Origin of the sequence: Pseudomonas sp. HMSC063H08, assembly GCF_001813645.1 — a bacterium.
Classification (GTDB): Bacteria; Pseudomonadota; Gammaproteobacteria; order Pseudomonadales; family Pseudomonadaceae; genus Pseudomonas; species Pseudomonas aeruginosa.
In genome coordinates this window covers 2,837-24,924 of sequence record NZ_KV813570.1, presented here as the reverse complement: position 1 = coordinate 24,924, position 22,088 = coordinate 2,837, and the positions used below count along the sequence as shown (strand labels likewise).

The following is a 22,088-nucleotide window of genomic DNA, read 5'->3' as shown; positions in this document are numbered from 1 at the left end:
AGATTTCCGAAGACTGGAGTGAACGATGGACAAGGCAAGAAAGCAGCGGTTGCTGGGCGTGCTCGCATTGGTGGTGCTGTTCGGCGCCTACGTGGGTTGGAGCGAGCGGCCGCGCATCCTGCTGCATTACAGTGGCCAGGCTTCGGCGCCGATCGCCTACAGCTACAAGGAGCAGGGCGTGGAAACCTTCTCCGGGGAGATCCGGCCCGGCCAGGTCCGCGAGTTTCCGGTGAAGCTGTTCGGCGGCAGCGATTACCGGATCGCCTTCTCCTTCCATCGCGGTGAGGAGAAGTATGCGTCGTTCAGCACCAAGCCGGGCTGGGGCACCCTGGACCTGTATGTCGATACCGAGCTGAGCGTATCGACCCAGCCGCCGCCGGAGGGTCTGATCCAGCAGCAATGAACCGCTTTCGCGAAATGGATTGCAAACGTAAGTGCTTGAAGTGGTTGTAACTTACGCGCAAGCCGGTAGAATGGCGCGGCCTACCCGAGGGTAGGCTGCAATGGTGGCCCTGTCGGTCCCCCCGCAACGATTACCCGTCAACCTGGTCAGGTCCGGAAGGAAGCAGCCACAGCGGGAACATCGTGTGCCGGGGTGTGGCTGGCGGGGCCGCCTCCATTTCGTAGGTCCTTAATTCTAAAGGACTTCCTCTCCTGAAAAACTCTGAGTGTGACAGCGCCCTGGTACACCTGTGTGGTGCGCCGTAAGGGCGATTCTAGCCGTCCGCTTTTCTCTGATGTAGGCCGTCATACCGCTGAATCGCTGTAGAGCTGATGCTCTGCTGTCCGTACCGAAGCCTTCGCTGCTGCCTTTGAGCTGGGTCAACTGGCGGGCTGTGCTTGCCAATTGCCAGTATCGACGCCTGTTACTACGATGAATGTGTTCTCAACAAGGAGCGTGACATGGAATTCGTAGAGCGACTGAATGCACTCTCAGCCAAGGTTCGACAGCAAGGCGGGGCGATCCAGACGGAGGAAGGCACCAAGACTGCCTTGGTGATGCCCTTCATAAACTCTGTGCTCGGCTACGATGTGTTCGACCCGTCCGAGGTGACGCCTGAATACATCTGCGACATCGGTACCAAGAAAGGCGAGAAGATCGACTACGCCATTCTGAAGGATGGCCAGATTCAGATTCTGATTGAGTGCAAGAAGATCGGTGAGCCTTTGCACATCAATCATGCCAGCCAGCTTTTCCGCTACTTCCACGTCACGAGTGCCCGAATCTCCATCCTCACTAACGGGCAGGTCTACAAGTTCTTCACGGACCTAGACGCTCCCAACAAGATGGACGAAAAGCCGTTCCTGGAGCTTGATCTGCTGGATGTTGATGAGCACGTATTGCCCGAGCTCCAGAAGCTAACCAAGGCTGCATTCGATGTTGATTCGATCATCAATGCGGCTGGGGAGCTGAAGTACGTGAGTCAGATCAAGCGGGAAATGGCCAATCAGTTCAATCAGCCTGACGACGATTTCGTGAGGTTTTTCGCTGCGCGCGTATACGACGGAATCATCACGCAGAAGGTGCGAGAGCAGTTTGGTGTTCTAACCCGAAAGGCTGCGTCTCAATTTCTAGGAGATCAGGTCAACGACCGCTTGAAGTCGGCCATGAGCGGTGCAATTCAGCCGGCGATCACGATGGCGCCCGCAGAGCCTTCCATGGCATCTCAGGCTGAAAGCAATACTGACGATGACCGAGTCCACACCACGCTGGAGGAGCTGGAGGGGTTTCATATCGTTAAGGCTATTGTTCGGGCTGTCGTTGATGCGAAGCGGATTGTGCATCGCGATACGCAGAGCTACTTCGGCGTGTTGCTGGACGATAACAACCGGAAGCCGATTTGCAGGCTTCACTTTAATCGTAGTCAGAAGTACATTGGCCTGTTCGACCAAGAGAAGAACGAAACTCGTCATCCTATCTCCTCCCTGGATGACATCTACACATTCGCAGATCAGCTCAAGGGCTCCATTGCTTACTACGAATGAGCTGCGTGCTGCTAATAGGAGCCCGCTGACTAGCGGGCTTTTTCATTTCCTGTATTACTTCGCCCCGTTCCTGAGGCGATACCAGTTGGCGTCGGGTGATGCCTTGCCGGCGTTAGGAAGCTACTGGCGGGGCCGCCTCCATTTCAGGCCCGCCATTTTTCGCAGGCCGTCGACGCTCTCATCGGTAGCGCTGCAGTATCTCCTCGATCTCTCCGCTGCGCTTCATTTCCTCGAACGTCTTCAGTATCGCTTCCACCGGAACCTCCGCGGAATCCCGCACCAGGCAGCCCACCGCCGTTTCCTCGAGCTGCGCGGCTTCCTGGAGTGGCGGCTGCCCCGGCGCCTGGCGGTTGCTCCAGTGCAGCGACAGTTGATGGCTGACCGCGTAGCGGTAGCGGCCGGCGCGCAGCTTTTCCAGCACCAGATCCTGGGTGCGCGCATCGTCGCGGCGCAGTCGGCCGATGTCGAACAGCGCTTGCAAGCGGGGATAGCTGTAGCCGAGGACGGTACCGATACGCTGGGCCGGCAGCGCCTCGGGAATCGGCGCGAAGCCTTCGCGGGCGACCAGGATGTCGCGTTGCACCAGCAGCGCGACGCTCCAGCGATAGCCGGGGAAGTCGTGGCTGAGCCAGGCGGGGCTGATGTAGCAGCGGACATCGATTTCGCCAGCCGTCATCGCCTGCTCGATGCGCCCGCGCGGGTAGGGGTGGTAAAGCGCCTTGCGGCCGACCTGCCGGGCCAGGGAGCGGGTGATGTCGTAGACGATGCCGTCGATCGGCTGGCCCCGTTGCAGGCGGATCAACGGCATGCTCCAGCTTTCCATCACCGAGAAGCGCAATGGCGACGCGTCGGTCTCCGCGGCCGTCGCTGGCAGGGCCGCGAGCAACTGCAGCAGGAGCAGCGCCGGTGCGCCGAAATGAGGCATGAACGATGTCAGGGAAGGTAGAGTCATTGCCACCGACGAGGGCTGCTGAAGGGCCAGGGGAATTCTTAGCACGCAGTTTGCCAAGTCGGCGAGCGCAGAAGGGGTAAATTGCGCTAGCATTGGCCGACTTGTGCTTCCCTTCTGCGACGGTTTTCGATGAGTTATCAAGTTCTTGCGCGTAAATGGCGTCCCCGTTCCTTCCGTGAAATGGTCGGCCAGACCCATGTGCTCAAGGCTCTGATCAACGCCCTGGACAACCAGCGGCTGCACCATGCCTACCTGTTCACCGGTACCCGCGGGGTCGGCAAGACCACCATCGCGCGGATCCTGGCCAAGTGCCTGAACTGCGAGACCGGGGTCAGCTCCACGCCGTGCGGCGAATGCTCGGTCTGTCGCGAAATCGACGAAGGCCGCTTCGTCGACCTGATCGAAGTGGACGCCGCGAGCCGGACCAAGGTCGAGGATACCCGCGAGCTGCTCGACAACGTGCAGTACTCGCCGACCCGCGGACGCTACAAGGTCTACCTGATCGACGAAGTGCACATGCTTTCGTCGCACAGTTTCAATGCGCTGCTCAAGACCCTCGAGGAGCCGCCACCGCACGTCAAGTTCCTGCTGGCCACCACCGACCCGCAGAAGTTGCCGGTGACCATCCTCTCGCGCTGTCTGCAGTTCTCCCTGAAGAACATGCCGCCGGAGCGGGTGGTCGAGCACCTGACCCACGTGCTCGGAGCCGAGAACGTGCCCTTCGAGGATGACGCCCTGTGGTTGCTCGGGCGCGCCGCCGACGGCTCGATGCGTGACGCCATGAGCCTGACCGACCAGGCCATCGCCTTCGGCGAGGGCAAGGTGCTGGCCGCAGACGTGCGGGCGATGCTCGGTACCCTCGATCACGGCCAGGTCTATGGCGTGCTCCAGGCCTTGCTGGAGGGCGATGCGCGCGCTCTGCTCGAAGCGGTGCGCCACCTGGCCGAGCAGGGGCCGGACTGGGGCGGCGTGCTTGCCGAAATACTCAACGTGCTGCACCGCGTCGCGATCGCCCAGGCCCTGCCGGAAGCGATCGACAATGGCCAGGGCGACCGCGAGCGGGTGCTGGGCCTGGCCCAGGCGTTGCCGGCGGAAGACGTACAGTTCTATTACCAGATGGGCCTGATCGGCCGCCGCGACCTGCCGCTGGCGCCCGATCCGCGTAGCGGCTTCGAGATGGTGTTGCTGCGGATGCTCGCGTTCCGCCCGGCGGACGCCGACGGCGCGCCGAGGACGCCGCTAAAGGACCTGGGGATCAGCAAGGCCACGACTGATCCCGCCAACTCCCCCGTGGCCGGCGCGGCCTCGCCTGCGCCGGTCGCTGCCGTTGCTGCCGCGCCTGTCGTGGCTGCGCCCGTCGAAGCCCCGGCTGCCCCGCCGGCAGCGCCATCCGCGCCGCCGGCGGCGATCGAGGCGCGCGTCGCGGAAGCGGTTGTCGAAGAGCCCGCCGCCGCGGCAGAGGTCGTCGACTTGCCCTGGGAAGAGCCGGCGCCGAGCCTCGCTGCCGAGCCCGAGCCCGAGCCCGAGCCCGAGCCCGAGCCGCTAGCCGTGGAGGCTCCCTCGGCCCCTCCGGCAGTGGCGGTCGAGGCGGTGGTGGAAACCGTTCTGGAAGCCCTGCCGGCTGCGTTGCCGGTAGCACCTGACGAGCAGGACGAGCAGGACGACGAGCCACCGCCCGCGGACGACTACTACGAAGTCGACATGGATACCCTGGCCTACCTGGATGCCGCGCCCGAGCCTGACGTGGTCGTGGTGGAGGAGCCGCTGCCGGCGGCGAAGCCGGCCACCGGCCTGGCCGCGGAGTGGCTGGAGCTGTTCCCGCGGCTCGGCCTCGGCGGCCTGACCGCCAGCATCGCTGCCAACTGTACGCTGGTAGCTGCCGACGGCGACCACTGGCATCTGCATCTCGATCCGGGCCAGAGCGCGCTGTTCAACGCCACCCAGCAGCGGCGGCTGAACGATGCGCTGAACCAGCACCTGGGGCGCACCCTCAAACTGGAGGTGACCCTGCAGAAGCCTGAGCAGGAGACCCCGGCCCAGGCAGCGGCACGCCGGCGTGCCGAGCGCCAGCGGGCGGCCGAAGCATCGATCGATGCCGACCCGTTGGTCCGGCAGTTGCGCGAGCAGTTCGCCGCGGTGGTCCGTGACGGTACCATCGAACCTTTGGAAGCCAAGGCCTGACCGGCGCTTGGCGCACGCAACAAGACGACATTCGAGGTGAAGAACATGATGAAAGGTGGCATGGCCGGCCTGATGAAGCAGGCGCAGCAGATGCAGGAAAAGATGCAGAAGATGCAGGAAGAGCTGGCCAACGCGGAAGTGACCGGGCAATCCGGCGCCGGTCTGGTCAGCGTGGTGATGACCGGGCGCCACGACGTCAAGCGCGTCAGCCTGGACGACAGCCTGATGCAGGAAGACAAGGAAATCCTCGAAGACCTGATCGCCGCCGCGGTCAACGATGCGGTGCGCAAGATCGAGCAGAACAACCAGGAAAAGATGTCCGGCTTCACCTCGGGTATGCAACTGCCGCCCGGCTTCAAGATGCCCTTCTGATTCTGCGTTCGTGCCGGGTCCGCCTTCTTCGGACGGCGCCCGGCAGCCATTCCCCTCCCTCTATCCGACGAGTCCTGCATGAGTTTCAGCCCGCTGATCCGCCAACTGATCGAGTCCCTGCGCATTCTTCCCGGTGTCGGGCAGAAGTCGGCCCAGCGCATGGCGCTGATGCTGCTGGAGCGCGATCGCAGCGGCGGCCTGAAGCTGGCCCAGGCGTTGACCGCCGCGATGGAAGGGGTCGGTCATTGCCGGCGGTGCCGTACCCTCAGCGAGGAGGAGCTGTGCCCGCAGTGCGCCGACCCGCGACGCGACGACTCGCTGCTCTGCGTGGTGGAAGGCCCGCTGGACGTATTCGCGGTGGAGCAGACCGGCTACCGCGGCCGCTATTTCGTGCTCAAGGGACACCTGTCGCCGCTCGACGGCCTGGGGCCGGAGGCGATCGGCATTCCCGAACTGGAAGCGCGGATCAGGGACGGAGCCTTCAGCGAGGTGATCCTCGCCACCAACCCCACCGTGGAAGGCGAGGCCACCGCCCACTATATCGCCCAGCTACTGGCCGGCCGCGGCCTGACCTTGTCGCGTATCGCCCATGGCGTGCCGCTGGGTGGCGAGCTGGAGCTGGTCGATGGCGGCACCTTGGCCCACGCCCTGGCCGGACGGCGGCCGATCTCCTGAGCCCTGTGCCTTCCGTGTCCGTAGGAAGGGCGGCCTATACGCCCTCGCCGATGGCCAGTTTCCCGTATTGAAAACCAAGCAAGCGCTAGGTAAGTTCTGAGGCTCCCATCAGGAGCCCGGCCATGACTGACTTCCAGCAGTACTTCGACGAGTCCCATCAACTGATCCGGGATTCGGTGCGCCGTTTCGTCGAGCGCGAGGTGTTGCCGCACATCGATGAATGGGAGGAGGCCGAGGAATTTCCCCGTGAACTCTATCTCAAGGCTGGCGCGGCCGGGATCCTCGGCATCGGCTACCCGGAAGCCTACGGCGGCAGTTGCGAAGGCGATCTGTTCGCCAAGGTGGCGGCCAGCGAAGAACTCATGCGCTGCGGTTCCGGCGGCCTGGTCGCCGGGTTGGGATCGCTGGATATCGGCTTGCCCCCGGTGGTCAAGTGGGCCCGTCCCGAGGTGCGCGAGCGGGTGGTGCCGGCGGTGCTGCGCGGCGAGAAGATCATGGCCCTGGCGGTCACCGAGCCCTCCGGCGGCTCCGACGTGGCCAACCTGAAGACCCGTGCGGTGCGCGATGGCGATCACTATCGCGTCAGCGGCAGCAAGACCTTCATCACCAGCGGCGTGCGCGCGGACTACTACACGGTCGCGGTGCGTACCGGCGGCGAGGGTTTCGCCGGCATCAGCCTGCTGCTGGTGGAGAAGGGCACTGCCGGGTTCAGTGTCGGACGCAAGCTGAAGAAGATGGGCTGGTGGGCGTCGGATACCGCCGAACTGTTCTTCGACGACTGCCGGGTGCCTGCGGAAAACCTGATCGGCGTGGAGAACGCTGGCTTCGCCTGCATCATGGCCAATTTCCAGAGCGAGCGCCTGGCCCTGGCGGTGATGGCCAACATGACCGCGCAACTGGCTCTGGAGGAGTCGCTGCGCTGGGCGCGCGAGCGAGAAGCGTTCGGCAAGCCGATCGGCAAGTTCCAGGTGCTGCGCCATCGTCTCGCGGAAATGGCCACGCAACTGGAGGTTTCCCGCGAGTTCACCTATCGCCAGGCAGCGAAGATGGCTGCCGGCAAGAGCGTGATCAAGGAGATCTCGATGGCCAAGAACTTCGCCACCGATGTCGCCGATCGCCTGACCTATGATGCCGTGCAGGTGCTCGGCGGCATGGGCTACATGCGCGAAAGCCTAGTGGAGCGGCTGTATCGCGACAACCGGATTCTCTCCATCGGCGGCGGTTCGCGGGAAATCATGAACGAGATCATCGGCAAGCAGATGGGGTTGTAGGGCCGCGTTCTATCAGGTGAAGTCCAGGTCGTAATGCGCCTGGCCACAGTGCAGGCAGTCGAAGCGGTAGATGGCCGGATTGCCGCCGGGCGTATAGGCGTCGACGAGGCGTTGCCAGGTGATAGCCGGCCAGGCGAAATCGGCGAAGCGCTGCGCCAGGCCCTCGGCTCCCAGTTGCCCGATTTCCTCACGCCCCGCGTCGCCGCGAAAGGCGCAGGCATCCTCGCAGCAAACCAGCCAGCGCTCCTGCTGCCAGGAGGTGTAGCCGGGCGTGCGCTCGCAGACTTCGGTGACGATATCCGCGGCGACGCCGGCGTCGAGCAGCGGATAGTCGTCGGAAAAGCTCGCTTCGTAGCGCGCGGCCGCGCTGCCGTCGGCTATGCACCAGGGGCAAAGGCTGCCGGGCGGCAACTCGTGGCGGGAATAGGGCGAACCGGTGTAGACGTAGCCACAAGCCTTGCCACAGCACTGGCAGGTGGCGGCGGAAGCCTCGATGCTGCCGCTGGCGAGCGGTTCGGGATGGTAGCGGAAGTGAGGATGGGGAGGGTTCATGACGGCCGTGCCCTGGAGACTGGCCGTCGAGTATGACGTGCCGGGCAGCCTAGCGGCTACCCGGCGGGCCTGTTCACTTGCTGGCTTCGCGGGCGCCCTGGGGGCTCTTCGGGCGCGGCGCGAAGCGCGCTGCCAGGCGCATGCTGGCGGTGACCACGCGCTGGTAGAGCACTGGCGCCAGGCGCAGCATCACGTCGATCGCGTGGGCGTCGGCGCCGATCAGGATGCGCCGGCTGTCGCGCTGCACGCCGCGCAGGATGACCTGGGCGGCCTTCTCCGGGGTGGTCCGCAGCAACTGGTCGTTGAATTGCTGGCGAGCCTTGTCGGCAGCTTGGCCGGTGACCTTGGCCATGCTCTCGTTCATTCGCGCGGTCTTGGCGATGTTGGTCTTGATCCCGCCGGGATGCACGCAACTGGCGGAGACGCCGGAGTCCTCCATGTCCAGTTCCTGGCGCAACGACTCGGTGAAGCCGCGCACCGCGTACTTGGTGGCGTTGTAGGCGCTCATGCCGGGCTGGGCGAACAGCCCGAAGACGCTGGAGACATTGACCACGTGGCCGTTGCCGGAGGCCTTCAGGTGCGGAAGGAACGCCTTGGTACCGTTCACCACGCCCCAGAAGTTGATGTTCATGATCCACTCGTATTCCGAGTAGTCGCTGCCTTCCACGGTACCGGCGTGGGCGACGCCCGCGTTGTTGAAGATCAGGTTCACCCGGCCATGTTCGCTGGCCGCCTTGTCGGCCCAGGCCTGCACCTGCTCGCGGTCGGCCACGTCGACGACCGCGGTGGAGACGCGTACCCCGCTGCTGGCGAGCAATTGGCGGGTTTCCTCGAGAGCTGCGGCATTGACGTCGGCCAGGGCCAGATGGCAACCCTGCCTGCCCAGCTCCACGGCCAGGGCGCGACCGATGCCCGAGCCTGCGCCGGTGATGGCGGCGACTTTGTTTTCGAACGACTTCATGCGGGTACCCCTTCGGCCTGTTGGCGGGCTTCGTTGCTCAGGGCGGCGAGCGGTGTCGTGGTGAGGTGGTAGGCGGAGGCGTCGAACTGCCGGGTCAGGGCACGGAAGCGCCAGGTGAATCCCGGCCACAGGGTGCAGTTGCGGCCGCTGACTGGATGCAGGTACCAGCTCTTGCAACCGCCCACGCTCCAGACGCTGCGGTCCAGCTTGCGCTGGAGGTATTCGTTGTAGCGTTCCTGCACCGGGGCCTTGACCTCGAGACTGAGCAGTTCGCGGCGCTTCATCAGCTTCAGCGCATCGAGGACGTAGGCGATCTGCGACTCGATCATGTAGACCATCGAGTTGTGGCCGAGGCCGGTGTTCGGTCCCATCAGGAAGAACAGGTTGGGGAAGCCGGCGGTGGTAGTGCCCTTGTAGGCTTCCGGGCCCTTGGTCCAGCTGTCCAGCAGGTCGCGGCCGTCGCGACCGAAGACCACTCCGCGGGGGATAGGGTCGTTGGCGGTGAAGCCGGTACCGAAGATGATCGCGTCGACCTCGCGTTCCCGGCCGTTGCCGTCGACGATTCCGTTGGCGGTGACGGCGCGGATGCCTTCGGTGATCACCGTGGAATTGGCGGCAGCCAGGGCCGGATAGTAGTTGTGCGACATGAGGATGCGCTTGCAGCCGATGGTGTAGTCCGGCGTGACCTTGCGGCGCAGTTCCGGATCCTTGATCTGCTTGTGGATGTGGCGGATCGCCAGGCGCTGCACCAGCTTCATCACCTGCGGGGCGAAGGTGAAGCCCAGCACCCGCCCTTCGAGCAGGCTGTAGAGGCCGCCGCGCCAGAGCTTCTGCACCAGCGGGAAGCGCCGGAAGCGGCGGCGCTCGGTTTCGCTGATTGCCCGGTCGGGTTTGGGCAGGATCCATGGCGGAGTGCGCTGGTAGAGATCGAGCGCGGCCACCAGCGGCTGGATCTCCGGGACGAACTGGATCGCCGAGGCGCCGGTGCCGATCACCGCCACGCGCTTGCCCTTGAGGTCGTAGTCATGGTCCCACTGCTGGGAATGGAAGACCTTGCCCTGGAAGTTCTCCAGGCCATCGAGGCGTGGATAGGCCGGGGTGGACAGGCCGCCCATGCCGGAAACCACGGCGTTCGCGGTGTAATGGTTGCCCTGGGCGTCATGCAGGTGCCAGAGGCTTTGCCGCTCGTCCCAGGCCAGCTTGCCGATCTCGGTGTTCAGCAGGGTCTTTTCCTGCAAGCGGTATTTTTCCCAGCACTTCTCCAGATAGGCGCGGATTTCCGGCTGGCGGGCGAACATCCGCGTCCACTCCGGGTTCGCTTCGAAGGAGAAGGAATAGACGTGGGATTGCACGTCGCAGGCGCAGCCAGGGTAGTTGTTGACTCTCCAGGTGCCGCCGACGCCGGCGTCCTTTTCGAAGATCAGGAAGTCGTCCTCGCCTTCCTGGCGGAGACGGATCGCCATCCCCAGCCCGGAGAAACCGGTGCCGATGATGGCGACCTTGCAGTGCCGGGCGGCGGCAGGGGTGGGTTGGGTACTCATGGCCAAGCTCCTGTTATGATTGTTTGCTGGCGTATACACTCGTCTACCTGCGAATGTAGACATCTGTATACTTCAGGGTCAAGCCAACCTTAGGTAGGGTCGGCGCGGCGCAACGGCCGAATTTGTGGCGCATGGAAACAACCAGGTGAAACATGAGCGATATGAACGAAACGAAGGACAGGGTTGCCGACGCTCCCGGCAAACGCGCCTTGCTGGAGGCGGCCTTGCGCCTGGGCAGCAGCAGCCGCAGCCTGGGGGCCATCGGCTTGCGCGAGCTGGCGCGCGAGGCGGGCCTGAATCCGAACACCTTCTATCGGCATTTCCGCGATATCGACGATCTTGGCCTGACCATGATCCGCGACATCTCTACCCAGCTGCGCCAGCCGCTGCGCCAGCTTCGCCGCGAGGCCGCGACTCGTGCGGCGCCCAGCGCCCGAGCGCAGACGACGCCGTTCGGGCTGGACCTGGAAAGGGGGCGGCGGGTCTGCCGGGAGACGGTGCGGCTGTTCTTCGACTTCGTGGAGAGCAATCCCGCCGCGTTCATCGTCGGCGTGCGCGAACTGCATGGGGCTTCGCCGGTGCTGCGTGGTGCCCTGCGTCAGATCATGGATGAGTTCGCCGAGGACATGTCGGAGGACATCATCGAATTCAGGTTGTTGCCGGCGGTGAGCGAGGCGACCATCCGCCGCCTCTCCAGCCTGATCGGCCGCCAGCTGTTTCAGTTGTCGCTGGACTATATCGGCCAGCCGGAGCGGCGTCGGGAAATCTGCGCCCTGGGTGAGGAACAGATACTGCTGTTGTTCACCGGCGCCGCGGTCCTGCAGATGATGGGCGTTTCGTTGGACGCCGAGGCGTCAGGCCAGCTTGAGCAGGCTCATGCCGGCCAGCAGCAGCAACAGGCCGAGCCAGCCGCGCCAGGCCAGGCGCTGGCCGAACAGCGCCCAGCCCATGGCGACGGTGGCGAGGATGCCGAAGCCGCCCCAGATCGCATAGGCGAGTGACAGCTCGATGTCCTTCACCGCCTGCGCCAGCGCGGTGAAGGCGGCCATCACGCAGAGGATCGAGGCGATCCCGAGGCCGCGCCTGCGGAAACCGTCGGAGTATTTCAACAGCAGGTTGGCGACGACCTCGAGGGCGATCGCCAGGCCGAGCCAGGCGAAGGGAATCCAGTTCAGGGTCAGCATGTGACGGCCTCCCCACGGGGCTGCGCCGGCGTGCCGCTGGCGTTGCGGGTGCCGGACTTGATCAGCAGGATGCCGGCGATCATCACGCCGAGGCCGACGGCCTTGTACAGGCCGATGCTTTCGCCCAGCCAGGCGACGCTGACCGCCGTGATCAGGACGATGCCAATGCCTTCCCAAAGGGCGTAGGCGACTCCGACGGGGACACGCTTGACCGCCAGGGCGAGGAAGAAATAGGACAGGCCGATCATCCCGTACATCAGCAGCATGCCTGCGACAGGGGCGTGGGTGGCGGCCAGTTTCATCGAGGTGGTGCCGATCACTTCGGCGCCGATAGCCAGTAACAGATAGATCCAGGAACGCATGTTGCCCTCCCATGGGCACCGCGGAATGGAGGCCGCGGCCAAAGATGACGAAGAGCGGTGGCGAGGGGCGGGAAAGACCCCGAAGCGCAGGGGCGGTCGCCACCGACAGCAGGTGTTGAGGGAGGGAGCTAGAGGTCGCCGGTCCAGTGACGCTCGCGGGAGACCAGACGGGAAGTGGGGAGAGGTAATGCCTTAGTGTTCAACATAATGAACATGATATTACCTCAGGGCATCGTAAAAAGCCAATCGATAGGAATTGACTAATTATTTCCTCCGTAAAATGGCGGATTCAGGAACGGTAGTCGAAACGGAGGCTTTTCCGTGTGCAATATCCTGTTCTTCTCTCGAATAAGAAACGCCAGGCGGGGCCTGGCGTCGGGGGCGGAGCGGCACTGGCGGAGGCGGGCTTCAATCGGCGAAGGCCAGTTTGTCCTTCCAGTATTTCTCCAGTTTCGCGGTGTCGTGGTCGCTGGGGTGGAAGCCCGGCCGGTAGTAGTCCAGGTAGGGCAGCAGCAGGCGGGTGAAGAAGCCCTTGCGCAGGCCGAACAGGGTGCCCAGGCCATGCTTCCAGGAGCGCCAGTTGAACAATTGGCCGTCCTTGCGTAGCAGGTCGAGCTGGAACCAGCCGATGACGCCGAAGAACATCAGGGTGGTCAGCATCATCACCAGAACCCGGGTGAAGTAGCCGCCGTAGACTTTCTGGTACACATCGTAGGCGACATTCTTGTGTTCGTTCTCCTCGATGGCATGCCACATCCACAGCTTGTACATCTTCGGCGACTGCATCTGGATGGTCAGGTCTTCGCGCTTGAGCAGCTGCGCGGCCATGGTCGCGGTGAAATGCTCGAGGGCGCAGGTGATCGCCAACTGGTGTTTCCTGGTGGTGACCTTGCTGACGTTTTCCAGCAGGACCTTGATCCGCAGTTCGAGGCACTCCAGGTCGACCCCGTGCTCCTCGGCATATTCGTTGTAGGCGGCATGCTCCTTGGAGTGCATCGCCTCCTGGCCGATGAAGGCGCTGACGTCCTTCTTCAGTTGCGGATCCTCCAGGCGGTCGCGCACCGCGCGCACGCTATCGACGAAGAATTTTTCGCCGTAGGGGAAGAGCGAGGACAGGTTGTTCATGAACTGGGTCATGAAGGGTTGGCCGTCCCACCAGTACTTCGGGGTTTCGCTGAAGCTGAAATCCATCCGCCGCACGGGGAAATTGGCGCGAACCGGGGAGGCGGTGCCAGTGGCAGTCATGGCTAACTCCTTTTGTTGTTCTGGGGAGGGGAAACGCGCAGGTTTCCTCGGGTTCCCTATGGCGAGCTCGCTATAACACCTCTGAATGTGTCATTAGCTGATGTAATTATTGCAGGATTGTCCAACAGCGGGAGGTCATTCCTGGCCATTTCGAAGTCATTAATGGCCAGGTCGGCTCGACCAGACGGAAGATGGGGCGCAAGGAGCGAACGCGGGGCGCCAGGGCGCGCCCCGGCGTATCAACGCTCGTCGAGAGCGAACGCGGTGAGACTGAAGGTGGAGATGCCGGCGTCCTGCAGGCGAGTGGAGCCGCCGAGTTCCGGCAGGTCGATGATCGCCGCGGCCTCGAAGACCCTGGCCCCGAGGCGTCGTACCAGGCTCGCGGCCGCCAGCAGGGTCCCGCCGGTGGCGATGAGGTCGTCGAAGATCAGTACGCTGTCGCCTTCGCAGAGGCTGTCGGCATGTACTTCGAGGAAGGCCTCGCCGTATTCGGTCTGGTAGCCCTCGGCGAGTACGTCGGCGGGTAGCTTGCCCTGCTTGCGGAACAGGACCAGCGGCTTGTTCAGCGCATAGGCCACCGCCGAGCCGATGAGGAAGCCGCGGGCATCCATGGCGCCGATGTGGCTGAAATCGGCCTCGATGTAGCGCTGGACGAAGCTGTCCACGGTCATGCGCAGCGCGCGTGGCGACTGGAACAGCGGGGTGATGTCGCGGAACACCACGCCGGGCTTGGGAAAGTCCGGCACGGCGCGGATCTGCGACTTGAGGGTGAACTCGTCGAAAATCATGGAAGATCCTGGGCTGGGCGTTTTTCGGGGCCCATCATACAACGGGCCCGCGCTGAGGCGGGCCCGTCGGCGGTTCGCAGGCGCTTCAGCCTTCCAGCTGGCCGCCGGCGAGGGCGCACAGCTCGATGGAGTCGAGGATGTGCACTTCCTTGCCTTCCGCGCTGATCAGGCCGTTCTGCTGGAAGCGGGTGAAGACCCGCGACACGGTTTCCACGGCCAGGCCGAGATAGTTGCCGATCTCGTTGCGCGACATGGCCAGGCGGAACTGCTGGGCGGAGAAGCCACGGGCACGGAAGCGCGCCGACAGGTTGACCAGGAAGGTGGCGATGCGCTCGTCGGCAGTCTTCTTCGACAGCAGCAGCATCATCTGCTGGTCATCGCGGATTTCCCGGCTCATCAGGCGCATCAGTTGGCGGCGCAGTTGCGGCAGCTGCTCGGACAGTTCGTCCAGGCGCTCGAAGGGAATCTCGCAGACCGAGGTGGTTTCCAGGGCCTGGGCGGATACCGGATAGGTCTCGGTATCCATCCCGGACAGGCCGACCAGCTCGCTGGGCAGGTGGAAGCCGGTGATCTGCTCTTCGCCGGCATCGGTGATGCTGAAGGTTTTCAGGGCGCCGGAGCGCACGGCAAAGACCGAGCCGAAAGGATCGCCCTGGCGGAACAGGAATTCGCCTTTCTTCAGGGGACGACCGCGCTTGACGATCTCGTCCAGCGAATCCATGTCTTCCACGGTCAGCGACAGGGGGAGGCACAGCGGGGCCAGACTGCAATCCTTGCAGTGTGCTTGGGGCAGTGCGCGCACCTTGATGGTTTCGGCCATTGAGGGGTCCTTGCTAGGTTAAAGGCACAACAGGAGTAAGGGTAACGCAGCCGCGATGCGGGTGCCAGCCATAGGTCTGGCAACGACCATTTCTGACAGGCCGATGGCGTTTCCAATCAGTGACTTGCGTCAAACAACTGCGACTACCTGTCGCACCCTGTCAAGGGGCGATGAAAAGGGGGCTCAAGTTCGCGACGCGTGGGCCGATCCAATGGAAGAATTCCATTTTTCCCGGAGTGACTGGAATGTTGACCCTCAGTGGCTGGATCACCACCCAGGTGCCGCCCTCGTCGCGCGCCGCCGCGGACGCCAAGGCCGCGCGGACCGGCACCGCCGAGCAGGCGGAAGACCCGGCCGCCGGTACCGACGCCGCCGATCAGCATGTACGGCTTTCCCAGGCAGGGCGCGAGCTGGCCGCCACCATGGGGGTGCCGGTGGAGGAGGAGGACGAGGATATCCCGCAGGAGTTGCGGCCGATGGTGAAGATGATCCGCGAGTTGAAGAAGAAGATCGAGGAGAAGCTCAGGGAGCTGCAGGAGGCCATGAGGTCGTCCGATCCGGGGGCGAAGGAGGCTCGCGTGCCTGAGTTGCAGAAGGAGTTGCAACAACTCAACTCCGCCCTGCAGACGGCAACGGCAGCGATGGCATCGGCCATCAAGGAGATGGGTATCAGCGACCCGGCGCTGATCATGAAGGTCATGGGCAGCCGGTAGAAGGGGCGGGGATTCACCGCCCTGTCGTGCGGGCAGGGCGGTGCGCTTTCAGATCACCCGGGAGAAGCGCTGCCGGTTGAGGCTGGGCAGGTAGCGGTCGAACAGCATGCAGATCGAACGCACCAGCAGACGCCCGGAGGAGGTGATGTCGATGCCCTTGGCGTCCAGGCGGATCAGGCCGTCGGCGGCGAAGCGTTCGAGATCGGGCCACAGCTCGGCGAAGTAACTGCGGAAGTCGATGCCGAACTCTGTCTCGATATCCTCGAAGGCCAGTTCGAAGTGGCAGATCAGTTGCTGGATCACCGCGCGCCGCACCCGGTCGTCGCTGTTGCAGTGCAGGCCGCGACGGATCGCCAACTGGCCGTTGTCGAGGCTGGTCTGGTAGTCGTTGATGTCGCTGCTGTTCTGGCTGTAGAGGTCGCCGATCTGGCTGATCGCCGAGACCCCGAGACCTACCAGGTCGCAATGCCCGTGGGTGGTGTAGCCCTGGAAGTTGCGTTGCAGGGTGCCGTCTTCCTGGGCGCTGGCCAGCTCGTCGTCGGGCAGGGCGAAGTGATCCATGCCGATATAGCGGTAGCCCGCCGCGGCGAGTTGCTCGGTGGTGCGCTGGAGCATTTCCAGCTTCTGGCCCGGGCTCGGCAGGTCGTCGGCGTTGATCCGCCGCTGCGGCATGAAACGCTCGGGCAGGTGGGCGTAGTTGAACACCGAGAGGCGATCCGGCTGTAGCGCGATCACTTCGTCGACCGTGCGGGCGAAGCTGTCCGGCGTCTGTTTCGGCAGTCCGTAGATCAGGTCGAGGTTGATCGAGCGGTACTGCAGGGTGCGCGCGGCCTCGACGATGGTACGGGTCTCCTCCGGGGTCTGCATGCGGTTGACCGCCTTCTGCACCTCCATGTCGAAGTCCTGTACGCCGAGGCTGACGCGGTTGAAACCGAGTTCGCGGAGCAGGCCCATGGTCGACCAGTCGGCCTCGCGTGGGTCGATCTCGATGCCGTAGTCGCCCGAATCGTCGTCCAGCAGGTTGAGGTGGGTGCGCAATTGCGACATGAGTTCGCGCAACTGGCCGGGACTGAGGAAGGTCGGGGTTCCGCCACCGAAGTGCAGTTGCTCGACCACCTGCTCGCGGGAGAGGTGGCGGCTGACGATCTCGATCTCGCGGACCAGGCGCGCGAGGTACGGCGCGCTGCGCCCGCGATCCTTGGTGATCACCTTGTTGCAGGCGCAGTAGTAGCAGATGTTGGCGCAGAACGGGATGTGCACGTAGAGCGACAGGGGGTGTCCGGCCTTCCGGCTGTCGCGCAGGGCGTGCAACTGGTCGAACGGGCCGATGCCTTCGTGGAACTGCACGGCGGTCGGATAGGAGGTGTAACGCGGGCCGGAAAGGTCGTAGCGCCGAATCAGGTCAGCGTCCCAGCGAATGGTGTCGAGCATGCCAGAGATCCCCAGTTGGCGAGCTTTAGTCGGGAAGTCTAGGGATTGCGCCGGGAAGGCCTGTTGATTTGTATCAAGCGGGTGAATGTATACAGGATGTGTCACCCGATGTTGGGACGGGCGTCCGTCAATGCCCCATCAGCCAGGCCTGGTGCGGTCCTGGGAGGGTCCAGAGGCCGAAGAGGATGACCATCAGGCCGCCCACGATGCGTACGCCGCGACGGCGCAGCAGGGCGGTCACCCGTTCGGCGGCCATGCCGGTGGCCAGCAGAACCGGCCAGGTGCCGAGGCCGAACGCCAGCATCAGCAGCGCGCTGTCCAGTGCCGATCCCTGGCTGGTGGCCCAGAGCAGGGTGCTGTAGACCAGCCCGCAGGGCAGCCAGCCCCAGATCGCTCCGAGCAGCAGGGCCCGTGGCAGGCTGGATACCGGCAGCAGGCGCCGGGCGAAGGGTTCCAGGTGGCGCCAGAGACCGCGACCGAGCGCCTCGACGCGGGTCAGGCCGCTCCACCAGCCGGCCAGGTAGAGTCCCATGGCGATCAGCAGCAGCCCGGCGACCACCCGCAGCGCGCCGGCCAACGGGGTGCGCGCCACCGCCCAGCCGGCCAGGCCGAGCAGCAGGCCGGCGCAGGCGTAGCTGAGGATGCGGCCGAGGTTGTAGGCCAGCAGCAGGCGCAGACGACGGCCGCGCTGTTCGGCGGGAATGGCCAGGGTCAGCGCGCCCATCAGGCCGCCGCACATGCCCAGGCAGTGGCCTCCCCCGAGCAGGCCGAGGATCAGCGCGGAAACCAGCAACGGCGCCAGTTCAGCCACGCGGTCGGTCCTCGGGTTTCGACGGCTTCTCCGCTTCGTCGACGCCGGCCTGGTGCTTCGGGTCTTCGTCGTCGAAGAGAATGCTGTGGGCGGGGCCGTCGAGATCGTCGTACTGGCCGCTGTCCACCGCCCAGAAGAACACGTAGATGGCGATGGCGACGATGACGATCGCGACGGGGATCAGGATGTAGAGCGCGGCCATACGGACCTCGGCGAAGGGATTCGGGTCAGCCGCAGGGCGTTGACCACCACCAGCAGCGAACTGACCGACATGCCGATCGCCGCCCAGCCCGGGGTGATCCAGCCGAGCGCGGCGAAGGGCAGGACCAGGCCATTGTACAGGCTGGCCCAGGCCAGGTTCTCGATGATGATATGGCGGGTGCGGCGCGCCAGCCGGAAAGCCTGCACCAGGCTGTCCAGGCGGTTGGACAGGAGCACCGCGTCGGCGCTGGTCTTGGCCAGGTCGGTGGCGCTGCCCATGGCGACGCTGATGTCGGCACCGGCGAGCACCGGTACGTCGTTGACTCCGTCGCCGAGCATCAGCACCCGGCGGCCCTCGCCGTGCAGGCGTTCGAGCATGGCCAGCTTGTCGTCCGGGGTCAGGCCGCCGCGGGCTTCGTCGATGCCCAGTTCGGCAGCGACGCTGGCGACCATCGGCGAGGCGTCGCCGGATAGCAGGAGGGTGCGCCAGCCGCGCGCCTTGCAGGCGGCGAGCAGGGCGGGGGCGTCGCTGCGCAGGCGGTCGTCGAGACCGAACCAGGCCAGCGGTCCCTGCTCGTCGCCGAGCAGCAGCCACTGTCCGGAGTCGCCGGGCATCGCGGGCGTGGCGCTGCCGCCCAGGTCGCTGACGAAGGCGGCCTGGCCGATGCGCAGGCGGCGGCCTTCCACCAGGCCTTCGAGGCCCAGCCCCGGATGGCTTGCGACGCTGTCGGCGGCCTCCGGCGCACGGCCGAAGGCGCGGGCGATGGGGTGTTCGGAACGGTTCTCGAGGGCGGCGGCGAGGGCCAGGCAGCGATCCGCGTCGAGATCGCGCAGGGGTAGCACCTGCTTGAGCGTCAGGCGGCCTTCGGTGAGGGTGCCGGTCTTGTCGAAGATTACCGTGTCGATGTGGTTCAGCCCTTCCAGCACGTGCCCGCGCGTGATCAGCAGGCCGAGCTTGTGCAGGCTGCCGGTGGCCGCGGTGAGCGCGGTGGGCGTGGCCAGCGACAGGGCGCAGGGGCAGGTGGCGACCAGCAGCGACAGCACCACCCAGAAGGCGCGCTGGTGGTCGACCTGCCACCACAGCACGCCGACCGCTGCGGCGACCAGCAGGACGATGAGCAGGAACCACTGCGCGACCTTGTCGGCCAGTTCCGCCAGGCGCGGCTTGTCCGCCTGGGCGCGTTCCAGCAGGCGGACGATGGCCGACAGGCGGCTGTCGTCGCCAAGGGCGCCGACCTCGACGGTCAGCGGCCCCTCGACGTTCAGGGTACCGCCGGTGACGGCGTCGCCGGCCTGGCGTGGATGGGGCAGGTACTCGCCGGTGAGCAGCGACTCGTCGACGCTGGACTGGCCGTCGAGGATCACTCCGTCGGCCGGCAGCACGGCGCCTGGCGGTACCAGTACGCGGTCGCCGACGCGCAGTTCGCTGAGCAGGATGCGCTCGCCCTGGTTGGCGGCGTCCAGGCGCAGGCAGGACGCCGGCAGCAGGTTGACCAGTTGCGCGGTGGAGGCGGCGGTGCGCTCCCGCGCGCGGCGTTCGAGGTAGCGGCCGGCGAGGAGGAACAGGGCGAACATGCCGACCGCGTCGAAATACAGCTCGCCCTGGCCGGTGATCGTCGACCAGATGCCGGCGACGTAGGCGCCGCCGATCGCCAGCGACACCGAGACGTCCATGGTCAGGTGGCGGGTGCGCAGGTCGCGCAGGGCGCCACGGAAGAACTGGCCGCAGCAGTAGAAGACGATCGGCGTGGTGAGGATCAGGCTGACCCAGCGCAGGATGCGGTCCATGCCGGCGGAAAGGTCGAGGTTGAATTCCGGCCAGGTCGCCATCACTGCCATCATCACCTGGATCCACAGCAGCCCGGCGACACCGAGCTGGCGCAGGGCGCGGCGGTTCTCCATGGCCAGGCGCTCGGTGGCGCGGTCGGGTTGGTAGGGATGGCCGGCATAGCCGATCTGGCGCAGTTCGCCGAGCAACTGGCTGAGCGGCAGCTGGCTGTCCTGCCAGCGCACGTGCAGGCGATGGTTGGACAGGTTGAGCCGCGCCTCGGCCACGCCAGGCAACTGGCGCAGGTGCTTCTCGATCAGCCAGCCGCAGGCAGCGCAACTGATGCCTTCGATCATCAGGCTGGTTTCCGCCAACTCGCCCTCATGGCGGACGAAGCCACCCTGTACGTCCGGGCGGTCGTAGAGCAGCAACTCCTCGCTGAGCGCCTTGGGCAATGCCTCGGGATTGGCGGCGTTTTCGCTGCGGTGCCGGTAGTAGCTTTCCAGGCCGCCGGCGACGATGGCCTCGGCCACCGCCTGGCAGCCCGGACAGCACATGGCCCGCGTCTCGCCGAGCACGCGGGCCTCGAAGCGGCTGCCGGCGGGGACCGGCAAGCCGCAGTGGTAGCAGGGCAGGGGGGCGCTCATGGGCGCTTCGCTTCTGCTCCCTGGAGCGGTTCGTCACCCAGCTCCATGACCACGGTCGGCGATACCACCTCTTCCTCGAACAGGCGCCACTGGCCGCTGCCTTCCTGGCCGAGCAGTTCGACGAAGCGACGGCCCTCGACGGCGTCGGTCAGTTGCCCGACGTAGCGCTCGCGGTCGGAGTTGCTGCGCAGCAGCTCCACGCGGCGGTCCTTCTCCGGCTGGGTCGGCGAGATCAGGTTGAGGGTGAGCTGCTCCGGACGGCTGTTGCCGGTCAGGCGCACTTCGACTTCGCCGGTCAGGTCGTCGACCTTGACCTTGGCGTGGACTTGCAGGCGTACGGCCAGGTTCTCGCGTTCCAGGGAGCGGTTGATGCCCTTGCCGGCCTCGTAGTAGTTGTCGGTGACCAGGGTGTCCTGGTTGCGCACCGCGATGGTGACCAGGCTCAGCCCGAGCACCACCGAGGTCGCCAGGAGGGCCACGATGAACCAGGCCCAGAAGTGTTTGTACCAGGGTTGAGGGTGGGTCTCGGACTGCATGCTCAAGTTACTCAACGGGTGCGTGGGCCAATGAAGCGACTCTTCGCTTCTTTATGGATGCTCGGGTCGTCGGCCGACTCGATGGTGAAGACGATCTCGTTGGTGGTCGAAGGCAGCTTCTCCGGCTCGATGGACAGTTCCATCGGCAGGTTGAGGATGTCGCCCGCCGCCACCTTCAGCTCGCGCCGGCCTTCCAGGGTCAGGCCTTCGAGGCCCTTGGCGCCGAGGATGTAGGTGTGGTCCTGCTGATCCTTGTTCATGATCTTCAGGCTGTACACGTTCTCGATGCGGCCGAGTTCGTTCTCGCGGTAGAGCACGCGGTCCTTGCTGACGTCGAAGCCGACCAGCGGGCGCAGGACCACCGCGGTGATCAGGGCGGAAATCATCAGCACCAGGGCGATGGCGTAGCCGATCAGGCGCGGCCGGGCCAGGTGGGTCTTCTGGCCGTTGAGGTTGTGCTCGGTGGTGTAGCTGATCAGCCCTTTCGGGTAGTTCATCTTCTCCATGATGCTGTCGCAGGCGTCGATGCACGCGGCGCAGCCGATGCACTCGATCTGCAGGCCGTCGCGGATGTCGATGCCGGTCGGGCAGACCTGCACGCACATCGTGCAGTCGATGCAGTCGCCCAGGCCCTGGGCCTTGTAGTCGAGGGACTTCTTGCGCGGGCCGCGCTTCTCGCCACGACGCGGATCGTAGGAGACGATCAGGGTGTCCTTGTCGAACATCACGCTCTGGAAGCGCGAGTAGGGGCACATGTGGATGCACACCTGCTCGCGCAGCCAGCCGGCGTTGCCGTAGGTGGCCAGGGTGAAGAAGCCGACCCAGAAGTAGGCCCAGCCGTCGGCCTGGCCGGTGAGCAGCTCGGGAATCAGCTCGCGGATCGGCGAGAAGTAGCCGACGAAGGTCAGGCCGGTGACCAGGCCGATCAGCAGCCACAGGCTGTGCTTGGCGGTCTTGCGCAGCAGCTTGTTGCCGCTCATCGGGGCCTTGTCCAGCTTGATGCGCTGGTTGCGGTCGCCTTCGGTGACCTTCTCGCACCACATGTAGATCCAGGTCCACACGCTCTGCGGGCAGGTATAGCCGCACCAGAC

22 protein-coding genes, 1 other RNA gene and 1 pseudogene are annotated in these 22,088 nt (G+C 65.1%); 9 read left to right on the top strand and 15 right to left on the bottom strand.

What is annotated here, in order from left to right:
- Positions 1–25: 25 nt before the first annotated feature.
- The 3 genes from HMPREF2924_RS26600 to HMPREF2924_RS26590 all read left to right on the top strand — a co-directional run bounded on the left by HMPREF2924_RS26600 (position 26) and on the right by HMPREF2924_RS26590 (position 1,986).
- Positions 26–403 (top strand): hypothetical protein, encoded by a 378-nt coding sequence (locus HMPREF2924_RS26600; protein WP_003083354.1) that lies wholly within the window; start codon positions 26–28, stop codon positions 401–403.
- A 110-nt stretch (positions 404–513) separates the two neighbouring features.
- Positions 514–610, top strand: an RNA gene (ffs, locus tag HMPREF2924_RS26595) — signal recognition particle sRNA small type.
- Between the two features lie 293 nt (positions 611–903).
- Positions 904–1,986 (top strand): type I restriction endonuclease, encoded by a 1,083-nt coding sequence (locus tag HMPREF2924_RS26590; RefSeq protein WP_003133016.1) that lies wholly within the window; start codon positions 904–906, stop codon positions 1,984–1,986.
- Positions 1,987–2,164: 178 nt separating this feature from the next.
- On the opposite strand, the gene HMPREF2924_RS26585 is transcribed toward HMPREF2924_RS26590, so the two are convergent.
- On the bottom strand, positions 2,165–3,031 hold the full coding sequence (locus HMPREF2924_RS26585) for a substrate-binding periplasmic protein (RefSeq protein WP_003133014.1): 867 nt from the start codon (positions 3,029–3,031) through the stop codon (positions 2,165–2,167).
- A gap of 36 nt (positions 3,032–3,067) precedes the next feature.
- Here HMPREF2924_RS26585 and dnaX point away from each other — a divergent pair, with 36 nt between their 5' ends.
- From dnaX to HMPREF2924_RS26565, 4 genes are all read left to right on the top strand, one after another.
- Positions 3,068–5,119, top strand: coding sequence for a DNA polymerase III subunit gamma/tau (gene dnaX, locus HMPREF2924_RS26580; protein ID WP_070700738.1), 2,052 nt, complete (start codon positions 3,068–3,070; stop codon positions 5,117–5,119).
- A 45-nt stretch (positions 5,120–5,164) separates the two neighbouring features.
- A complete protein-coding gene (locus HMPREF2924_RS26575) occupies positions 5,165–5,491 on the top strand; it encodes a YbaB/EbfC family nucleoid-associated protein (protein ID WP_003087236.1) in 327 nt (108 codons plus the stop codon).
- Between the two features lie 78 nt (positions 5,492–5,569).
- On the top strand, positions 5,570–6,166 hold the full coding sequence (gene recR / locus HMPREF2924_RS26570; protein ID WP_003111077.1) for a recombination mediator RecR: 597 nt from the start codon (positions 5,570–5,572) through the stop codon (positions 6,164–6,166).
- 122 nt (positions 6,167–6,288) lie between these two features.
- Positions 6,289–7,437, top strand: a complete 1,149-nt coding sequence (locus HMPREF2924_RS26565; RefSeq protein ID WP_003111078.1) for an acyl-CoA dehydrogenase family protein — start codon at positions 6,289–6,291, stop codon at positions 7,435–7,437.
- A 12-nt stretch (positions 7,438–7,449) separates the two neighbouring features.
- On the opposite strand, the gene HMPREF2924_RS26560 is transcribed toward HMPREF2924_RS26565, so the two are convergent.
- The 3 genes from HMPREF2924_RS26560 to HMPREF2924_RS26550 all read right to left on the bottom strand — a co-directional run bounded on the left by HMPREF2924_RS26560 (position 7,450) and on the right by HMPREF2924_RS26550 (position 10,530).
- Entirely contained in the window at positions 7,450–7,989 is a 540-nt protein-coding gene (locus tag HMPREF2924_RS26560; protein WP_003133001.1) for a CbrC family protein, read from the bottom strand.
- A gap of 73 nt (positions 7,990–8,062) precedes the next feature.
- Complete coding sequence (locus HMPREF2924_RS26555; RefSeq protein WP_003132999.1) at positions 8,063–8,950, bottom strand: SDR family NAD(P)-dependent oxidoreductase; 888 nt, start codon at positions 8,948–8,950, stop codon at positions 8,063–8,065.
- The gene (locus tag HMPREF2924_RS26550; RefSeq protein ID WP_003121915.1) at positions 8,947–10,530 is read right to left on the bottom strand and encodes a flavin-containing monooxygenase; all 1,584 of its coding nucleotides are present in this window, start codon (positions 10,528–10,530) and stop codon (positions 8,947–8,949) included. Before HMPREF2924_RS26550 ends, HMPREF2924_RS26555 begins: the two co-directional genes overlap by 4 nt.
- 113 nt (positions 10,531–10,643) lie before the next feature.
- Between HMPREF2924_RS26550 and HMPREF2924_RS36630 the strand changes: the two are divergent.
- Positions 10,644–10,820: pseudogene (locus HMPREF2924_RS36630) on the top strand (TetR family transcriptional regulator); the annotation flags it as partial.
- Between the two features lie 525 nt (positions 10,821–11,345).
- On the opposite strand, the gene mdtI reads toward HMPREF2924_RS36630, so the two are convergent.
- From mdtI to anr, 5 genes are all read right to left on the bottom strand, one after another.
- Entirely contained in the window at positions 11,346–11,675 is a 330-nt protein-coding gene (mdtI, locus tag HMPREF2924_RS34955; RefSeq protein ID WP_003103934.1) for a multidrug/spermidine efflux SMR transporter subunit MdtI, read from the bottom strand.
- Positions 11,669–12,037 (bottom strand): multidrug/spermidine efflux SMR transporter subunit MdtJ, encoded by a 369-nt coding sequence (locus HMPREF2924_RS26535; RefSeq protein ID WP_003087256.1) that lies wholly within the window; start codon positions 12,035–12,037, stop codon positions 11,669–11,671. The genes mdtI and HMPREF2924_RS26535 overlap by 7 nt, the downstream gene beginning before the upstream one ends.
- Positions 12,038–12,445: 408 nt before the next feature.
- On the bottom strand, positions 12,446–13,282 hold the full coding sequence (locus HMPREF2924_RS26530; protein WP_003087258.1) for a metal-dependent hydrolase: 837 nt from the start codon (positions 13,280–13,282) through the stop codon (positions 12,446–12,448).
- Positions 13,283–13,521: 239 nt separating this feature from the next.
- The gene (locus tag HMPREF2924_RS26525; RefSeq protein WP_003087259.1) at positions 13,522–14,070 is read right to left on the bottom strand and encodes an adenine phosphoribosyltransferase; all 549 of its coding nucleotides are present in this window, start codon (positions 14,068–14,070) and stop codon (positions 13,522–13,524) included.
- Between the two features lie 85 nt (positions 14,071–14,155).
- Positions 14,156–14,890: a transcriptional regulator Anr gene (gene anr / locus HMPREF2924_RS26520; protein WP_003087262.1), complete on the bottom strand. Its 735-nt coding sequence runs from the start codon at positions 14,888–14,890 to the stop codon at positions 14,156–14,158.
- A gap of 245 nt (positions 14,891–15,135) precedes the next feature.
- On the opposite strand from anr, the gene HMPREF2924_RS26515 reads away from it, so the two are divergent.
- A complete protein-coding gene (locus HMPREF2924_RS26515; RefSeq protein WP_003087264.1) occupies positions 15,136–15,603 on the top strand; it encodes a hypothetical protein in 468 nt (155 codons plus the stop codon).
- A gap of 48 nt (positions 15,604–15,651) precedes the next feature.
- Here the strand turns inward: HMPREF2924_RS26515 and hemN are convergent, their stop codons facing one another.
- The 6 genes from hemN to ccoG all read right to left on the bottom strand — a co-directional run.
- Positions 15,652–17,034, bottom strand: coding sequence for an oxygen-independent coproporphyrinogen III oxidase (gene hemN, locus HMPREF2924_RS26510; RefSeq protein WP_003087267.1), 1,383 nt, complete (start codon positions 17,032–17,034; stop codon positions 15,652–15,654).
- A 127-nt stretch (positions 17,035–17,161) separates the two neighbouring features.
- Positions 17,162–17,845: a sulfite exporter TauE/SafE family protein gene (locus HMPREF2924_RS26505; protein WP_003087270.1), complete on the bottom strand. Its 684-nt coding sequence runs from the start codon at positions 17,843–17,845 to the stop codon at positions 17,162–17,164.
- Complete coding sequence (gene ccoS / locus HMPREF2924_RS26500) at positions 17,838–18,047, bottom strand: cbb3-type cytochrome oxidase assembly protein CcoS (RefSeq protein ID WP_003087273.1); 210 nt, start codon at positions 18,045–18,047, stop codon at positions 17,838–17,840. Before ccoS ends, HMPREF2924_RS26505 begins: the two co-directional genes overlap by 8 nt.
- On the bottom strand, positions 18,026–20,461 hold the full coding sequence (locus tag HMPREF2924_RS26495) for a heavy metal translocating P-type ATPase (RefSeq protein WP_023094785.1): 2,436 nt from the start codon (positions 20,459–20,461) through the stop codon (positions 18,026–18,028). Before HMPREF2924_RS26495 ends, ccoS begins: the two co-directional genes overlap by 22 nt.
- Positions 20,458–20,997, bottom strand: coding sequence for a FixH family protein (locus HMPREF2924_RS26490; protein WP_003103941.1), 540 nt, complete (start codon positions 20,995–20,997; stop codon positions 20,458–20,460). Before HMPREF2924_RS26490 ends, HMPREF2924_RS26495 begins: the two co-directional genes overlap by 4 nt.
- Positions 20,998–21,008: 11 nt before the next feature.
- Positions 21,009–22,088, bottom strand: a 1,080-nt coding sequence (gene ccoG / locus HMPREF2924_RS26485) for a cytochrome c oxidase accessory protein CcoG (RefSeq protein ID WP_070700735.1), incomplete at its 5' end; no start/stop codon positions are given.

What these genes read in the sequence shown, in the direction of transcription:
- HMPREF2924_RS26530 (WP_003087258.1), bottom strand. Translation starts at nt 13,282, where the DNA reads ATGACTGCCACTGGCACCGCCTCCCCGGTTCGCGCCAATTTCCCCGTG.
- HMPREF2924_RS26555 (WP_003132999.1), bottom strand. Translation starts at nt 8,950, where the DNA reads ATGAAGTCGTTCGAAAACAAAGTCGCCGCCATCACCGGCGCAGGCTCG.
- dnaX (WP_070700738.1), top strand. Translation starts at nt 3,068, where the DNA reads ATGAGTTATCAAGTTCTTGCGCGTAAATGGCGTCCCCGTTCCTTCCGT.
- HMPREF2924_RS26495 (WP_023094785.1), bottom strand. Translation starts at nt 20,461, where the DNA reads ATGAGCGCCCCCCTGCCCTGCTACCACTGCGGCTTGCCGGTCCCCGCC.
- HMPREF2924_RS26525 (WP_003087259.1), bottom strand. Translation starts at nt 14,070, where the DNA reads ATGATTTTCGACGAGTTCACCCTCAAGTCGCAGATCCGCGCCGTGCCG.
- anr (WP_003087262.1), bottom strand. Translation starts at nt 14,890, where the DNA reads ATGGCCGAAACCATCAAGGTGCGCGCACTGCCCCAAGCACACTGCAAG.
- HMPREF2924_RS26490 (WP_003103941.1), bottom strand. Translation starts at nt 20,997, where the DNA reads ATGCAGTCCGAGACCCACCCTCAACCCTGGTACAAACACTTCTGGGCC.
- ccoS (WP_003087273.1), bottom strand. Translation starts at nt 18,047, where the DNA reads ATGGCCGCGCTCTACATCCTGATCCCCGTCGCGATCGTCATCGTCGCC.
- HMPREF2924_RS26585 (WP_003133014.1), bottom strand. Translation starts at nt 3,031, where the DNA reads ATGCTAGCGCAATTTACCCCTTCTGCGCTCGCCGACTTGGCAAACTGC.
- recR (WP_003111077.1), top strand. Translation starts at nt 5,570, where the DNA reads ATGAGTTTCAGCCCGCTGATCCGCCAACTGATCGAGTCCCTGCGCATT.
- HMPREF2924_RS26560 (WP_003133001.1), bottom strand. Translation starts at nt 7,989, where the DNA reads ATGAACCCTCCCCATCCTCACTTCCGCTACCATCCCGAACCGCTCGCC.
- HMPREF2924_RS26535 (WP_003087256.1), bottom strand. Translation starts at nt 12,037, where the DNA reads ATGCGTTCCTGGATCTATCTGTTACTGGCTATCGGCGCCGAAGTGATC.
- HMPREF2924_RS26515 (WP_003087264.1), top strand. Translation starts at nt 15,136, where the DNA reads ATGTTGACCCTCAGTGGCTGGATCACCACCCAGGTGCCGCCCTCGTCG.
- HMPREF2924_RS26600 (WP_003083354.1), top strand. Translation starts at nt 26, where the DNA reads ATGGACAAGGCAAGAAAGCAGCGGTTGCTGGGCGTGCTCGCATTGGTG.
- hemN (WP_003087267.1), bottom strand. Translation starts at nt 17,034, where the DNA reads ATGCTCGACACCATTCGCTGGGACGCTGACCTGATTCGGCGCTACGAC.
- HMPREF2924_RS26565 (WP_003111078.1), top strand. Translation starts at nt 6,289, where the DNA reads ATGACTGACTTCCAGCAGTACTTCGACGAGTCCCATCAACTGATCCGG.
- mdtI (WP_003103934.1), bottom strand. Translation starts at nt 11,675, where the DNA reads ATGCTGACCCTGAACTGGATTCCCTTCGCCTGGCTCGGCCTGGCGATC.
- HMPREF2924_RS26575 (WP_003087236.1), top strand. Translation starts at nt 5,165, where the DNA reads ATGATGAAAGGTGGCATGGCCGGCCTGATGAAGCAGGCGCAGCAGATG.
- HMPREF2924_RS26590 (WP_003133016.1), top strand. Translation starts at nt 904, where the DNA reads ATGGAATTCGTAGAGCGACTGAATGCACTCTCAGCCAAGGTTCGACAG.